The organism is Oceanicola sp. 502str15, assembly GCF_024105635.1.
In the GTDB taxonomy this organism is placed as follows: domain Bacteria; phylum Pseudomonadota; class Alphaproteobacteria; order Rhodobacterales; family Rhodobacteraceae; genus Vannielia.
Genome location: NZ_WYDQ01000001.1, coordinates 1,189,644 through 1,201,874 on the forward strand (window position 1 = coordinate 1,189,644; position 12,231 = coordinate 1,201,874).

A 12,231-nucleotide genomic window follows, 5' to 3' on the forward strand; every position below is an offset into this window, starting at 1 on the left:
CCACGCCCCTGCCCTCAGCCATCCTTCAGCAGGAACTCCCGCAGGAAGGCGAAGGCCTGGCTGAGGCCCTCGGGGGCGATGCCGTGGGGCGTGCCCTCCATGGTGAAGGTATAGACCGGGAAGCCCGCGGCGGTGAGCGCCTCGCCGGCCAGTGCCATGCTCTCGAAGGGCACCAGCGGGTCCTGATCGCCATGGGCCAGCAGCACGGGGAAGGTGCTTTTGACCTCGCCCTTCAGCCGCTCCGGCTCGAGCAGGCGGCCGGAGAATCCGACGACCCCGGCGAAGGGCTCGGCGCGGCGGGGGGCGACGTGGAGGCTCATCATCGTGCCTTGGGAAAAGCCGACGAGGGCGACCTGGTCCGGGGTCACGCCCTCGGTTTCGAGCACGCTGTCGAGGAAGGCGTTCAGGTCTTCGACCGATTGCGCCATGGAGGCCTGCGCCTCCTGCTGGCTGGAGCCGTCCATCATGGGGATGGGAAACCACTGGAAGCCCATCGGGTTGTTGCGGCAGGGCTCGGGGGCATCGGGGGCCAGAAACAGCGTGTCGGGCATGTGCTGGCCGAGCGGGGTGGCGAGGCCGAGCAGGTCGTTGCCATCGGCGCCGTAGCCATGCAGGAAGATCACCACCTGTTTCACAGTGCCCGATTGCGGCGCGACCCGCCCGACCTTCAGCTCTCTCGGTGCCATCTACAACGTTCCTTCCCGGTTTTTCTCCACCCGGAAGTAGGCCCAAAGCAGCCGCGCCGCAACCGCCCGCCAGGGCGACCAGGCCTCGGCCATGGCGCGCAGGGCCTTCTCCGAGGGGCGCTCGGGCAGGCCGTAGAGCATGCGGGCGCTCTCTTGCAGGGCGAGGTCGGCGGGGGCGAAGACATCGGCGCGCCCGAGGGAGAACATCGCGTAGATCTCCGCCGTCCAGCGCCCGATGCCGGGGATCCGGGTGAGGGTGGCGATGATCTCCTCGTCGGGCGCGAGGCGCAGGGCGAGATAGTCGACCTCGGCCTCCGCCAGTGCGCGGGCGTAGCGGACCTTGGGGCGCGAGAGGCCACAGGCGCGCAGGGCCTCGTCGTCGGCGGCCCGGACCCGCGCGGGATCGGCAAAGCCCGCCGCCTCGACCCGGGCCCTGATCGCGGCAGCGGAGGCTACGCTGACCTGCTGGCTGACGATCGCGGAGAGCAGCGCGGGGAAGCCGTCGGGCTTGAGGCGCAGGGGCACCTCGCCGCAGGCCTCGAGCGCGCGGGCCATCTGCGGGCAGTTTGCGGCGAGCCAGGCGGCGCCTTCGGCCACGCAGGCGGGAGAGTGGATGATGCGGCCCAGCCCTTGGGCGGGCGCGGCACTCACAGGGCCTCGATCCAGTCCATCGCGGCCTGGAGGGTTTCGGCGCGTGTCACCCCTTCGGGCTCGGGCGGGCGGGCGAGCATGGCGACCGGAAGGCCCATGGCGCGGGCGGCGTCGAGCTTGGGGCGCGCGCCTTCGCCGCCGGCGTTCTTGACCACCAGCCAGTCGACCTCGAGTCGATGGAACAGCCGCATCTCGGCCTCCACCGAGAAGGGCGGCACCGAGACGATGAACTCGCCGCCCTCGAAGGGAAACGGCCCGTCCGCCGCATCGAGCTGGCGGCAGATGACCCGCCGGCCCTCGAGGCAGCCGAAGCGTTCGAGCCCGGCCCGCCCGGTGCCGAGAAACACGCAGGCGCCTTCGGGGATCAGGCTGCGACAGGCCTCGGGCGAGTCGATCTCGACCCAGTCATCGCCCTTGGTGGCCTGCCATGGTGCGCGCTCGTGGTGCAGCAGCGGCAAACCGAGGCTGCGGCAGATCCCGGCGGTGCGGGCGGTGATGGATTCGGCATAGGGGTGGGTAGCGTCGATCACCGCGTCGGGCTTCCAGTCGTCGAGGAAGGCGCGGAAGCCCTCCGCGCCGCCGAAGCCGCCGGTTGTGGCCGCCACCGGAAAGGCCCGCCCGCGCATGGGACGCGCCAGGCGCACTTCCAGCGTGACACCTTCACGCCAGGCCAACGCCTGTGCCAGCGCCCGGCTCTCACCGCTGCCAGCAAGCAGCAGGAGTCTTTTGCCCCGATCCCGTATCATACCGACGCGAACCATAGGTCTCCGGCGCCGCCGGGCCAAGCGTGACGTGGCTAAACAGACTGTTCGCAGAATGGCTTTGGCGCTTGCACCCCCCCCGGCCTTGGGCTCTAAACCGGCCATGAGCACTGCCCCCCTGACCCCCGCCGGAGACGATCGCAAGGCGCGCCGCAACGTGACCGTTCTGGTCGCGGCGCAGGCCTTTCTGGGCAGCCAGATGCCGATGATCTTCACCATCGGCGGGCTGGCCGGGCAGAGCCTTGCGCCCAACGTCTGCCTTGCCACCCTGCCGATCTCGCTGATCGTGCTCGGCTCGATGCTTTCGGCCACCCCGCTCTCGGCGCTGATGCAGCGGTTCGGGCGGCGCGCCGGTTTCTGGGCGGGCACGGCGGGCGGTGCGGCGGGGGGCGCGATCGGGGCGCTCGGGCTCTATCAGCAGAGCTTCGGGCTGTTCCTGCTGGGCTCGCTCCTTACCGGTATCTACATGTCGGCGCAGGGTTTTTATCGCTTTGCCGCCGCCGATACCGCCTCGGAGGAATTCCGCCCCAAGGCGATTTCCTACGTCATGGCGGGCGGGCTGGCCTCGGCCATCATCGGCCCGCAGATCGTGAAGTTGACGGCGGATGCCTATGTCATCCCCTTCCTGGGCACCTATGGCGCGGTGATCGCGGTCAATCTGATCGGCTCGCTGCTGTTTCTCTTCATCGACATCCCGCGCCCGCCGGTTCCGGCCCATGACGCGCCGAAGGGCCGCTCGCGGATGGAGCTGCTGAAGACCCCGCGCATTGCGGTGGCGGTGATCTGTGCGATGGTAAGCTACGCGCTGATGAACCTTGTGATGACCTCGACGCCGCTCGCGGTGGTGGGCTGCGGCTTCGAGACCGGCGATGCCGCCGACGTGGTGACGGCCCATGTGCTGGCGATGTTCGCGCCGAGCTTCTTTACCGGCCACCTGATCGCACGGTTCGGGGTGGAGAAGATCATGGCCACGGGGCTGGTGATTCTGGCCGGGGCCGGAGCGGTGGGGCTTTCGGGGGTGAACCTCGAGCAGTTCTTCCTTGCCCTCGTGCTGCTGGGGCTGGGCTGGAACTTCGGATTCATCGGCGCGACGACCATGCTGGCGGGCGCCCATGGTGCCCATGAGCGCGGGCGGATGCAGGGGCTGAACGATCTGATCGTCTTCGGCGGCGTCACCCTCGCCTCGCTGGCCTCAGGCGGGCTGATGAACTGCTCGGGCGGCTCGCCGCAGGCCGGGTGGACGGCGGTGAACCTCGCCATGGCGCCGTTCCTCGTGCTTGCCGGGGGGGCGCTGATCTGGCTTGTGATGCGCCCGAAGGACACCCGCGCCTGAGCCTGCCGCGGCCCGCGCCCGCCCGGACCGGAAAAAGGCCCGCCCCAAGGGGACGGACCTTTCCCGGAAGGGCCCGAGCCACCACGCCTGCGGGCCTTCCTGCCTGGTGAGGGGAAAGGGTTAAACGCCGCTCACCGGCTGTCCGGAAATCCGCAGGATCGCGGGGAGGCCCCAGTCTGCGTTGTCCTGCCGGTCCTCTGCCGTCAGCATGCCGCTGGCCAGCTCGTCCTCGGGGGTCCAGCCCGGATCGGCGTTGACGAAGGCGCGCGGGTCGCCCTTGAGCAGGCCGGCGAAGACCGCCGCGACGATGGTGGAGCCGAGCCGGCCGAGCCGTGCCCCGCCCTGCCCTTCGGCCTCCTTGAGGATGTAGTACCAGAGCGCCGCCGGCTCCTCGGCGGTGAGGGTCACCGCGTTGGGCACGTTCAGCTTGGCCGCCACGTCGGGGCCCGAGGGCAGCTCGAGCGCGACGCCGCGGATGAGGTTGCGGGCCGCCAGCTTGTTGTCGACATGAGCCGGGTCGCCGTCATTCTCGCCGAGGAACAGCAGGGCGTTGGCCAGCTTGGTGTCGATCTTGCGGGCCTTCTGGGGGAAGAAATCGGCCTGGTTGCCCATGTCGAAGAACCAGTCCCACTGCACCGTCGTCACCTCGGTGCGGGGCCGGAAGCCGCGCAGGTCGGGCTCGTCGGCGCCGGGGCCGGAGGTGATGTTGTTGAACAGCGGCACCCGCTTGAGCTGGTTGTGGGTGAAGTTGGTCTGGTAGCCGTTGCGCACCATCGAATGGCCGAAGCGGTAGGCCGCGACCGAAAACTCGAGCGGCATGTAGGGATTGTACTCCCAGGAGTAGACGTCCTTGAGGCCCAGCTGCCATTGCACCCGCCCGTCCTTGCCCTTGTCCTTCTGGAGCGCGGTATCGACCACCGCGTCGATGCAGATGCGGCGGATGAAATCGTTCCAGACGCAGTGCTGGTAGAGATAGGTCAGCACCCGGCGCGCCTCCATGAAGGGGTTCACGGCGCCTGCGGCGACGGCGCGGTCGACCAGGGTGTTGTGGGCGGTGAGGAAGGCGAGCTGGATCTGGCTGACGATGGCGTTCTCGTCGTTGCGCTTGTCGCCGATGATGGCGATGCCATTGCGGTTGCGCGGCAGGTCGGCCAGCCCGGTGCCGGGGATCTCGCCGATCAGGAACTTGCCCGCGCCGTCATACATGAAGGGCTGGTCGCCCGGGCCGGTGCCGTAGACGCAATCGAGATCGAGCCGGGGCGTGCGGAAGTTCTCGAGCCCTTCCGGGTCGGTGATGGTGACGCCGAGCGGCGAGGGATCGAAGGTGATGTCATGGTCGACGAATTGGCCGAAGTAGGTGTAGCCCGCCGGGATGTCGGAGCTGAATTCGGCCTCGAGCTCGTCGGTGATCGCGTTGGCCTCGTCGGGGCTGAGGCCGGGGCGCTCGGTCATGTGGGCATTGGCGAAGGCGACGAAATGCGCCTCGATCTCTCCGAGCGGCACGCCGGGCGGAACCCAGGGCGTGAGGCCGGGGCAGATGCGCCCGAAACGGCCCTTGTAGAGCTTGGAACGCGGGGCAAAAGCGGGACGGGCGGGGCCTTTGGCATGTGTCATTGCTGGAGTCCTCCTGAAGAACGGCCACGCCGGGGGCGCGGCATTTGCTGGGGGCACCGGGCAGAGAGGTCGGGGGAAACGACAGCTTGGCCTTGGGGCCGGCAAGCCGTCTGCCCGGTGCCTGCGACGAGGGTTGCGCCGGGGCTGACCCAGCGGCAATCGCGGCGGGGGCGCATTCACGCGGTTGCACCGGAGCATTCACGTTTCCGTAACGGAAGCCGGGGCACGGGGGCGCGCGCTTTGCCGGAATCGGTGCGCGTGCTAGGCTTGGGGAATTAACCGGAGGTATGAGACCCATGAAGACGAAGACCGCCCTGGCCGCCCTCGTGCTGGCCCTCGCTCCCGCGCTTGCCCATGCCGAATGCTCGTCGAGCCACGAGGTCACGATGACCTGCGCCGACGGCAAGGTCTGGGACGAGAAATCTGCAAGCTGCATCACGCCCACCGGCTGAGGCAGGAACGGCCCGGCAGAAACGCGGGCGCGGTAACGCCGCCTTAAACTCATCCGCCTAAGCTGGTCGGCAACGATCACTGCTCGAGGCGCGAGGCGCTGATGTCTACCTCTCTTTCCCCGCTGCCCGGCGGGCTGGGTGCCTTTGACTCCCTGTCCGATGATGGCCCCGCGTCCTCCGGCGGCCTCGGCGGGCTGCCTGCCATGGCGGGGGGCGGCATGGGCGGTGGCGGCGCGGCGAGCGTGAAGCTGTCGCGGCGCCAGAAGGCCGCGATCATCGTGCGGCTGCTGGTGAATGGCGGGGCCAAGCTGCCGCTCGCCGACTGGCCCGACGGGATGCAGACCGAGCTGACCCGCGCCATGAGCCAGCTGCGCACCATCGACCGCGACACGCTGGCCGAGGTCATTTCGGAGTTTTCCGGCGAGCTCGACCGCATTGCGCTGTGCTTTCCGGGCGCGATGGAGGGGGCGCTCGGCCTGCTCGACGGCCATATCTCGCCCATCACCGCCGCCCGCCTGCGCCGTGAGGCCGGGGTGGCCGCCAAGGGCGACCCCTGGGAGCGGATTGCCGGGCTCGATGCTGCCAAGCTCCAGCCCATGCTGGAGGAGGAGAGCGTGGAGGTCGGCGCCGTGGTGCTGGCAAAGCTGCCCACCGGCAAGGCGGCGGAGGTGCTCGGCCGCCTGCCCGGCGACAAGGCGCGCCGGATCACCCATGCGATGTCGCGCACCGGCAAGGTTGCGCCCGAAACCGTGGCCCGCATCGGGCTGACGCTCGCTGCCCAGTTCGATGCCCTGCCCATCGCCGCCTTCGAGGAAGGTCCGGTGGAGCGGGTTGCCGCGGTGCTGAACTTCTCGCCCTCCGCCACCCGTGATGACGTGCTCAAGGGGCTCGAGGAAGACGATGCCGAGTTTGCCGACCAGGTGAAGAAGGCGATCTTCACCTTCGCCAATATCGCCGACCGCCTCTCGACCCGCGATATCCCCAAGATCATCCGCGGCATCGACCAGTCGGTGCTCGTCACCGCGCTGGCCGCCGCCACCGGCGAGGCCGAGCGCAGCCGCGATCACATCCTCGACAATATCTCCAAGCGCATGGCCGAAGGGCTGCGCGAGGAAATGGCCGAGCGTGGCAAGGTCAAGGAGAAGGAGGGTGAGGAGGCGATGACGGAGGTGGTCGGCGAGATCCGCCGCCTCGAAGCCGCCGGAGACGTGATCCTGCTGTCGCCCGACGACGAGGAGTAGACCGCCCGAGCCATAGCCTCCCCCTTCCCTTCCCGCCGCCCCACGGCTAACCCTGTGCCACCACCCGGGGAGGAGCCGCATGGCCGAAACCGAAGAGGATGCACCGCAGGGCTCGGCGGCCGACTGGCTGACCGACAAGCTCCTGCGCGGCTTCATCGGCGGGGCGCGGCTGCTGCCCTATCCGGCCCGCATCCCCGCCTTCGGCAAGCTCACCCGCGGCGTCATCGGCCCGCTGGCGGGCTATGGCAAGCGGGCGCGCGACAACCTCGCATGGGTCTGGCCCGACATGGACCCGCCCGCCCGCGCCGCCCTTGCCGCCAAAGTCTGCGAAAACGCGGGCCGGGTGCTGATGGAGAACTACTCCAACCCCCAGTTCTTTGCCCGCGCCTCCGGCTTCTCGCTCTCCGGCCCCGGCCTGCCGGCGCTGGAAGAGGCGCGCGAAGCGGGCCGCGCGGTGATTGCCGTCACCGGGCATTTCGGCAATTACGAGGCGGCCCGCGCCCGGCTCAACACCGGGGGCTACCACTTCGGCGGGCTCTACCGGCCGATGGCCAATGCCTTCTTCAACCAGCATTATGTCGCGACGATGGAGGCGGTCGGCCGCCCTGTATTCCCGCAGGGACGCAAGGGCACCATGGCCTTCATCCGCCACCTGAAATCGGGCGGCATGCTGATCATCCTGCACGACGTCCACGCCTGGCGCGGCGAGGTGATCGACTTCATGGGCCGCCCTGCCCGCACCGCCACCTCCGCCGCCGAAATGGCCCTGCGCTACGATGCGCTGATGATCCCGATCTATGCCACGCGCCAGAACGGCGGCCTCGATTATGCCGTCGAGGTGGAGGCCCCGATTGCCCACAGCGACCCGCGCAGCATGACCGAGGCCGCCACCCGCAGCCTCGAAGACCGCATCGAGGCCGACCCCGACCAGTGGTTCTGGATCCATCGCCGCTGGAAAGAAGGCCGCTGAGGGCCGGAACATCCCCTGCGCTGCCACGTTGACAGGCTCAACAACTCAACAGGAGGCACCTCATGATCAAGCGCAACGCATCGGCCCATTGGAGCGGCGGCATCAAGGAGGGCAAGGGCAGCATCTCGACCGGCTCCGGCGCCCTGTCCGACCAGCCCTACGGCTTCAACACCCGGTTCGAGGACAAGCCCGGCACCAACCCCGAAGAGCTGATCGGCGCGGCCCATGCGGGCTGCTTCACCATGGCGCTCTCCAAGGTGATCACCGACCAGACCGGCAAGGAAGCCGAGGCGCTGGAGACCAAGGCGACGGTCTACATGGACAAGGAAGGTGACGGATTTGCCGTGAAGCGCGTGCATCTCGAGCTGACCGGCCGCGTGGCGGGCATCGACGAAGAGGCCTTCGTGGCCGCAGCAGAAGCCGCCAAGGCCAACTGCCCGATCTCCAAGCTGCTCGAGGGCGGCGCCGAGATCACCCTCGAGACCACCTTCGAAGGCTAGAGGTAGAGACCGACCAGCCAGGCAATCGCCGCCAGCCAGGCCACACCCAGCACCCTGCCTGCAAAGAGGCAGGCCCGGGTCTGGCCGGCGGCGAGAAGGCTCTGCTGTGCGCCGAGCAGCAGCGGAATGGCGAAGAAGAAGGCGAAGGCGAGGGCAAAAAGCGCGCTCTCCATGCCGCCGCCCTCGCTCAGCCGCAGGCCCGAGGCGGCCAGCGCGGCGGCAAAGATCGCGGCGGCGAGCACAAGGGCCGCACGGCCCGCCATCGGGCGCCATGTGGGGGTGACTGTAAGAAGGGTGGGGTCGCTCATATGCATCGGGGCAGCTCCGAAAGGATTGGTCGTCAAAGGTATTTGGCGTTCTGAATGGCCCCAAGATGGGAAGCCGCTTGCCCGCTCGCAAGGCCCAATCAGAGGGATTCACGCCCGCAGGCCCCGGATTCACGCTCGTGCAAGCACCTTTCCCTGCCCGCTTCGAAGCCCCATATAGAGGCCAATGCTCAAGCTCACCCCCATCCTCCTCGCCCTCGCCTACGGGCTGATCCTGTGGCGCTTCTCGGCCTGGCGGCTGGCGCGCCAGCTCGACAGCCAGAGCAGCCCGCTCGACGATCCGGCGATGAGCAAACTCACCGACCGCATGGCCCGCAGCCTCGATCTGCCCCGGCTGCGGGTGCATATCTTCGAAACCCCGGCGATAAACGGCCTCGCCGCGCCCGACGGGCGGATCTTCATCACCCGGGGCTTCCACAACGCGCTGAAGCAGGGCGCGGTGACCGAGCAGGAGCTGGCTTCGGTCATTGCCCATGAGCTCGGCCATGTGGCACTGGGCCATTCGCGCCGCCGGATGATCGACTTTTCCGGGCAAAACGCCCTGCGGGTCGGGCTTGCCATGGTGCTCAACCGCATCCTGCCCGGCATCGGCGCCGCCATCGCCACCGGCCTGACCTCGATGCTCATGGCCCGCCTGTCGCGCGCCGACGAGTTCGAGGCCGACGCCTATGCTTCCGCCCTGCTGACCAAATCGGGCATCGGCACCGCGGCGCAGAAATCGCTCTTTGCCAAGCTCGACAAGCTCACCGGCGCAGGTGGGGCCAAGACCCCGGCCTGGTTCCTGAGCCATCCGCCGGCGGCAAAACGCATCGCCGCGATCGAGGCCAACGAGAAGAAGTGGGGCGGGGCCTGAGCGCACAACCCGTTCATTTTCTTGCTGAAAATATCCATACACGCCGTTGCCGCGGGCGTCTCACCGCGACGGCACGCCGCCCTTCAGGCCAGCGCCTTGCCCAGCCGCGGGAGGCGCGCCTTCTTCAGGAGTGCCCGCATGTCCCAAGGCTCGCCCGAGAGCCGCTCGGCCTCGGCGCGCACTGCCTCCGCCACGCTGGCCATCCGGGCGCGGTCGGCCTCGGCGAAGCCCAGCAGCAGCCCGTCGGGATCGGCCCGCATCAGCCCCTCTTCGGCCAGCACGTTTCTGGGAAAATCCTTGGCGTTGGCGGTCACGATCCCGTCGGCCGATCCGGCCACGGCGGCGGCCAGCACGTGCACATCGGCCGGGTCGGGCAGCCAGAGGCGGGCTTCGAGGCCGGGCTCGACCTTCACCTCGGCGCGCGGCCAGGCGGCGCGCACCATCGCGATCTCGCCCTCGGCCTGCACTCCCACGACCGGACCGCGCTTGAGCGCGGCGCGGCGCCATTCCTCGAGGATGCGCGCCGACCACATCGGGGTGAAGAACCCGGCCCGCGCCGCACCGAGCAGCACCTCCCGCATCACCGTGGGGTAGATCACGCAGGTGTCGAGGCAGAGCTTCACCGGCGTGTCATCCCGGCAGCCGGTAGGTGAGCGCCTTCAGGTAGCCCGACTCCGCCAGTTGCGGCAGCATCGGGTGATCGGGGGCGGCGTAGCCGGTGCGCAGCAGTTGCGGCGCCCTGCCCGCCCGCCCGATGCCCCGGGCGCAGGCATTGCCGAACTTGCCGAGATCGGCGGCGTGGGAGCAGGAGCAGAGCGTGAGGTAGCCGCCCGGGGCGACCAGCGGCGCGGCGAGGCGGGCGACGCGCTCGTAGGCGCGCAGGCCCTGGGTCAGCGCCTTTTTCGAGGGTGCGAAGGCGGGCGGGTCGCAGATGACCACGTCGAAGCGGGCCCCCTCTTCGGCCAGCGCCTCCAGCACGGCAAAGGCATCGCCCTTGCGGGTGGTGAAGCGCTCGGCCATGCCGCCGGCCGCCGCCCCTGCCTCGGCCAGCGCGAGGGCGGGTTCGGAGCCATCGACCGCCAGCGCGCTCTCGGCCCCGCCCGCCAGCGCGGCAAGGGCGAAGCCGCCGACGTGGGAGAAGACATCGAGCACGCGCGCGCCCCGCGAGAGGGCGGCGGTGAAGGCGTGGTTGTCGCGCTGGTCGTAGAACAGGCCGGTCTTCTGCCCGCCCATGAGGTCTGCCATGTAGGTCGCCCCGTTCATCGGCACCGGCAGCGGGCCTTCAGGGGCGGAGCCATGGACCACCTCCAGCTTTTCCTCGAGACCCTCGAGCTTTCGGGCCCGGCCCATGCCGTTCAGGATCACGCAGGTTGCGCCCGTCACCTCGCGCGCGGCCTCGGCCAGCGCGTCGAAAAGGGCATCGGCCCATGCCGCGTTGGGCTGGATCACGAGGGTGTCGCCGAAGCGGTCGATCACGACGCCGGGCAGCCCGTCGGCCTCGGCGTGGACGAGCCGGTAGAACGGCGCGTCATAGAGCCTTTCGCGCAGGTCGAGCGCGCCTTGCAGGCGGTTGGTGAACCATGCCCTGTCGATGCTGGCCTCGCAGTCGCGATCCAGCACCCGGGCGGCGATGCGGCTTTCAGGGGTGACGCCGACCAGCGCGAGCGGCGCCCGGTTGGCATCTTCCAGCACGGCAATCGTGCCCGCGGCCAGCGCCTTGGTGCGCCGGTCGAGCACGAGGGTATCGGAATAGGCCCAAGGCGCGCCGTGGCGGATGGCACGGGCGTCGGCGGAGGGCTTGAGACGGACGGTGGGGAGGGTTTGGGCAGCACACATGCGCCTGACCTATCCGGTCAGGCCGCCGCCGAAAAGGGGTCAGCGATAGTTGCCGGTCGACCAGACGGTGGTGCTGTCGAGTTGCTGCACCGGAATGGCCTCGATCGGGGATTGCGAACAGGCGGCCAGGGTGGCCAGCGCCAGTGTAACCAGAGTGAGTTTGGGTGTCATCATCGGTTCATCCTTTGAGGCTCAACGCGGAGCCCTTGCTGCTCGTTCCCCGTTATATGTCAAAACATGAGCTTTCGGGGCTTTTCTCGATGTTTTCGCACGAATTGCTTACTTAAGGGTAACCTGCGTGCAACACCGGCGGCTTCTTGCCGCCGCCGGCGTGGTCTGTGTCGGGTCAGCTGGCCGTGGGATGGGCCGAAAGCTCGGCGGCAAAGGTATTGGCCAGATGTTGTGTGATGCGGGCTTTCTGCCCCCACCCTTTGGCTTCCATCGCCACCGCCTTGGAGCCGCCATAGGCCTTGAGGTCGGCGGTGATCACCCGGCTTTCCAGCTCTTCGCCGGTGTCCGGGTCAACCACGGTCATGCGGAACTTGATCGAATGCACGCCGCCCACGGTGTAGCGGGTCTTTTCGGTGAGCGAGTGGAAGCGCATCACCTCGATCTGCACGTCGACCGGCTTGCCCTTGGTCAGGCGCACCGATCCGCGGCCGAGGGCCTCTTCGAAGATCGCGGCGACCTGCTTGTGGCGGTCGCCGGGTGCATCATCGCGCCAGACGATATCGGCGTTGGGGAAATAGGTGTTGGCCTCTGAGACGCGCAGCGAGCTGGGCACGTTCACGTCGATGTCGTGGATCTGGTAGGCCTGCGCCACGGCGGCGCGCTGTTGGGTGACGGCCACCGGCTGAGAGGTGCCGAGCGGCGCGGACCGGGTGGCAACCGGAACGCTGGTGTTCACGGCGCAGCCTGCGACCGACAGCACGACGGCGGCCAGGGCGGCGGTTTTCGCGAGTTGTTTCATGGTTCAATCCTCCGGACCGATTGCAGTGTTTGACCTGC

The 12,231-nt window shown here is 68.9% G+C and carries 15 protein-coding genes; 6 read left to right on the forward strand and 9 right to left on the reverse strand.

What is annotated here, in order from left to right; all coding sequences use genetic code 11:
• Positions 1-14: 14 nt before the first annotated feature.
• The 3 genes from GTH22_RS05675 to GTH22_RS05685 are packed head-to-tail and all read right to left on the reverse strand — an operon-like array spanning position 15 to position 2,083.
• On the reverse strand, positions 15-686 hold the full coding sequence (locus GTH22_RS05675) for an alpha/beta hydrolase (RefSeq protein ID WP_252943804.1): 672 nt from the start codon (positions 684-686) through the stop codon (positions 15-17).
• On the reverse strand, positions 687-1,337 hold the full coding sequence (locus tag GTH22_RS05680) for a DNA-3-methyladenine glycosylase 2 family protein (protein ID WP_252943805.1): 651 nt from the start codon (positions 1,335-1,337) through the stop codon (positions 687-689).
• Positions 1,334-2,083 carry a precorrin-6A/cobalt-precorrin-6A reductase gene (locus GTH22_RS05685; protein WP_252943807.1) on the reverse strand — a complete coding sequence of 250 codons (750 nt, stop codon included), beginning with the start codon at positions 2,081-2,083 and terminating at the stop codon, positions 1,334-1,336. The genes GTH22_RS05680 and GTH22_RS05685 overlap by 4 nt, the downstream gene beginning before the upstream one ends.
• Before the next feature lie 118 nt (positions 2,084-2,201).
• On the opposite strand from GTH22_RS05685, the gene GTH22_RS05690 reads away from it, so the two are divergent.
• The gene (locus tag GTH22_RS05690) at positions 2,202-3,431 is read left to right on the forward strand and encodes an MFS transporter (protein ID WP_252943809.1); all 1,230 of its coding nucleotides are present in this window, start codon (positions 2,202-2,204) and stop codon (positions 3,429-3,431) included.
• A 120-nt stretch (positions 3,432-3,551) separates the two neighbouring features.
• Here the strand turns inward: GTH22_RS05690 and GTH22_RS05695 are convergent, their stop codons facing one another.
• Complete coding sequence (locus tag GTH22_RS05695; RefSeq protein WP_252943810.1) at positions 3,552-5,045, reverse strand: peroxidase family protein; 1,494 nt, start codon at positions 5,043-5,045, stop codon at positions 3,552-3,554.
• 296 nt (positions 5,046-5,341) lie between these two features.
• Here GTH22_RS05695 and GTH22_RS05700 point away from each other — a divergent pair, with 296 nt between their 5' ends.
• From GTH22_RS05700 to GTH22_RS05715, 4 genes are all read left to right on the forward strand, one after another.
• The gene (locus GTH22_RS05700) at positions 5,342-5,497 is read left to right on the forward strand and encodes a chitin-binding domain-containing protein (protein WP_252943812.1); all 156 of its coding nucleotides are present in this window, start codon (positions 5,342-5,344) and stop codon (positions 5,495-5,497) included.
• Between the two features lie 101 nt (positions 5,498-5,598).
• Complete coding sequence (locus GTH22_RS05705; RefSeq protein WP_252943814.1) at positions 5,599-6,738, forward strand: flagellar motor switch protein FliG; 1,140 nt, start codon at positions 5,599-5,601, stop codon at positions 6,736-6,738.
• 79 nt (positions 6,739-6,817) lie between these two features.
• The gene (locus tag GTH22_RS05710; protein WP_252943817.1) at positions 6,818-7,708 is read left to right on the forward strand and encodes a lysophospholipid acyltransferase family protein; all 891 of its coding nucleotides are present in this window, start codon (positions 6,818-6,820) and stop codon (positions 7,706-7,708) included.
• Between the two features lie 62 nt (positions 7,709-7,770).
• On the forward strand, positions 7,771-8,208 hold the full coding sequence (locus GTH22_RS05715; protein WP_252943818.1) for an OsmC family protein: 438 nt from the start codon (positions 7,771-7,773) through the stop codon (positions 8,206-8,208).
• Here the strand turns inward: GTH22_RS05715 and GTH22_RS05720 are convergent.
• Positions 8,205-8,516, reverse strand: coding sequence for a hypothetical protein (locus tag GTH22_RS05720; protein WP_252943820.1), 312 nt, complete (start codon positions 8,514-8,516; stop codon positions 8,205-8,207). The two genes, GTH22_RS05715 and GTH22_RS05720, sit on opposite strands and share 4 nt — an antisense overlap.
• A gap of 184 nt (positions 8,517-8,700) precedes the next feature.
• On the opposite strand from GTH22_RS05720, the gene GTH22_RS05725 reads away from it, so the two are divergent.
• On the forward strand, positions 8,701-9,387 hold the full coding sequence (locus tag GTH22_RS05725; RefSeq protein ID WP_252943822.1) for a M48 family metallopeptidase: 687 nt from the start codon (positions 8,701-8,703) through the stop codon (positions 9,385-9,387).
• Between the two features lie 83 nt (positions 9,388-9,470).
• Here the strand turns inward: GTH22_RS05725 and GTH22_RS05730 are convergent, their stop codons facing one another.
• From GTH22_RS05730 to GTH22_RS05740, 4 genes are all read right to left on the reverse strand, one after another.
• On the reverse strand, positions 9,471-10,010 hold the full coding sequence (locus GTH22_RS05730) for an RSP_2648 family PIN domain-containing protein (RefSeq protein ID WP_252943823.1): 540 nt from the start codon (positions 10,008-10,010) through the stop codon (positions 9,471-9,473).
• A 7-nt stretch (positions 10,011-10,017) separates the two neighbouring features.
• Entirely contained in the window at positions 10,018-11,223 is a 1,206-nt protein-coding gene (locus GTH22_RS05735; RefSeq protein ID WP_252943825.1) for an RSP_2647 family RNA methyltransferase, read from the reverse strand.
• 39 nt (positions 11,224-11,262) lie between these two features.
• The gene (locus tag GTH22_RS22070; protein ID WP_256471557.1) at positions 11,263-11,397 is read right to left on the reverse strand and encodes a hypothetical protein; all 135 of its coding nucleotides are present in this window, start codon (positions 11,395-11,397) and stop codon (positions 11,263-11,265) included.
• Positions 11,398-11,569: 172 nt separating this feature from the next.
• Positions 11,570-12,193, reverse strand: a complete 624-nt coding sequence (locus GTH22_RS05740; protein WP_252943827.1) for a DUF6778 family protein — start codon at positions 12,191-12,193, stop codon at positions 11,570-11,572.
• Between the last annotated feature and the right edge of the window lie 38 nt (positions 12,194-12,231).